This window comes from Amycolatopsis sp. (genome assembly GCF_036008905.1).
Lineage (GTDB): Bacteria > Actinomycetota > Actinomycetes > Mycobacteriales > Pseudonocardiaceae > Amycolatopsis.
The window spans coordinates 1-1,735 of record NZ_DASYMU010000018.1; the positions used below are offsets into that span (position 1 = coordinate 1).

Genomic DNA, 1,735 nt, shown 5'->3' on the forward strand with positions numbered 1-1,735 from the left:
GGCGTTGGGGGCACTCAATGCCCCCCACGCCGCTTTGGGGTAATCAGTGGTGCCGGGAGAGGTCCGCCAGCAGGAGGTTCGGGTCCTGTCGGAGGAGGAACGACGCACTGCCTACGTAGAGGGTGTTTCCCCGGATACCCAGGGAAGTGGGGCCGCTCAGGCCGTCTTCGGCGGTGAGCACGGGGGAGTGTGCACCGTCCGGCTTGATCAGGACGACCTCGTTGGGCGCGTTGAGCGCGGCGATCACCGTGTCACCGGTTCCCGGGAAATCGAAGTCGTCGATCCCCGGCATGCCGGTGGCCTTGGCTTCGACCGGTCCCGCGGTTCCCCTTGGGGTGAACGGGATTCGCAGTAGCGTGCCGCTGTCGGTGTTGGTGGCCCAGACCGCTCCCTTGTGGAGCTTGAGGCCGTTGGCGCCGAGCAGGCCGTCACGGTTGAGCGCGGGATCGCTGAGCCAGACACTCGGCGTGCCGCCACGGGTCGGGACCCGCCAGATGCGGCCGAGCGCGGAGTCGGAGACGAAGAGGTCGCCGGTGAGCTGGTTCAGGGCCATGCCGTTGGGAAAGCTGGTCGCCGGAAGCACACCGATGCGGTGTGGGACCCCGCCGGGGCGTACCTTCCAGATTCCGGTCAGCTCGTCGGAGCCCGCGGCGAAGCCGACGTACAGGGTTCCGTCCCAGGTGCGCGCCAGGCCGGTGGCGAGGGCGAAACCGAGGGCGGGGGTGTTGACGCCACCGTCGGCGGGAGTGGGAAGTGTTGCCAGGACACGGGTTTCGCCGCGCCGGTTGACGTTGGCGAGCTGGTAGCTGCCCGCCAGCACGAGATCGACGCTGCCGTCCGGTTCGAAGGCGATGTTCTCCGGCTGCTGCCCGGCGGCGAGATCGAAGTGGACCTGGATTCGCGGGTTTGACACCGGCGCGGTCGCGGCCGTCGCCGAGGCGGCGGACACGGTGGTGAGGACGGTGACGAGTATCGCCGTCAGGGACTGCTTAAGCATGGTATTCCTTCGGTGGAAAGGGAATCAGCGCTCGTCGGCGAACGTGTCGCCGAACATGGGCAGGTCGCTGGCCGAGGTTTCGCGGGTGACTTCGTCCTCGACGACGTCCCAATGTTCTTTGAGGAGACCGTTTTCGAGACGCACGGTGTCCACCACGATCCAGGGTGCTGGCTGGCCGTGGCCGGAGAACCTGCCGCGCACGAACACCTTGTCGCCGTCGGCCATGATGAGTTCGAGTTCGTGCTTGAACTCCTTGGGAAGGCTTTTGATCAGGCCGAAAAGCCCGTCCCTGCCCGGTGGGATGTGCGCGCTGTGCTGAAGGTAGTCGGTGGCCCAGAATCGTTCTGCCGCCGCGTAATCCCGCTTGTTGAACAACGTGTCGAACGCTTCGCGGACGACCGTCTTGTTCTCTTCGGCTGCCGATGTCATCTCGCCCTCCGATGCTTTGTTGACCACTTGGACCACAATAGCGATAGTGGTCCAAGCGGTCAACAAAAGTTCACCAGGTCACCCGATGTCCCTGCGCTGCAACAGCCAGCCACCCACGCCACCGAACACCAGCAGGTATCCGGCGACGACCAGCGCCGCCTGGCCCGATCCCACCAGCTGTGACACGCCTGGCGTGGTGGTCGAGGCGCCGAGCCCGGCGACCAGCGCCCCGGCGTTCGGCCCGGGCAACCCCTTCTGTGCTTCGGCGATCCAGGTCAGCAGCGGTGCCGCGATGGACGTCAGCAGGTT

General features: G+C 66.3%; 2 protein-coding genes and 1 pseudogene. All 3 read right to left on the reverse strand.

From position 1 onward, the window contains the following. Positions 1-43: 43 nt before the first annotated feature. Positions 44-997 carry a hypothetical protein gene (locus VGP60_RS03425; RefSeq protein WP_327546354.1) on the reverse strand — a complete coding sequence of 318 codons (954 nt, stop codon included), beginning with the start codon at positions 995-997 and terminating at the stop codon, positions 44-46. A 24-nt stretch (positions 998-1,021) separates the two neighbouring features. Beyond that, positions 1,022-1,453 (reverse strand): nuclear transport factor 2 family protein, encoded by a 432-nt coding sequence (locus VGP60_RS03430; protein ID WP_327546355.1) that lies wholly within the window; start codon positions 1,451-1,453, stop codon positions 1,022-1,024. Positions 1,454-1,504: 51 nt separating this feature from the next. After that, positions 1,505-1,735 (reverse strand): annotated as a pseudogene (locus tag VGP60_RS03435) (ABC transporter permease); the annotation flags it as partial.

What these genes read in the sequence shown, in the direction of transcription:
- VGP60_RS03425 (WP_327546354.1), bottom strand. Translation starts at nt 997, where the DNA reads ATGCTTAAGCAGTCCCTGACGGCGATACTCGTCACCGTCCTCACCACC.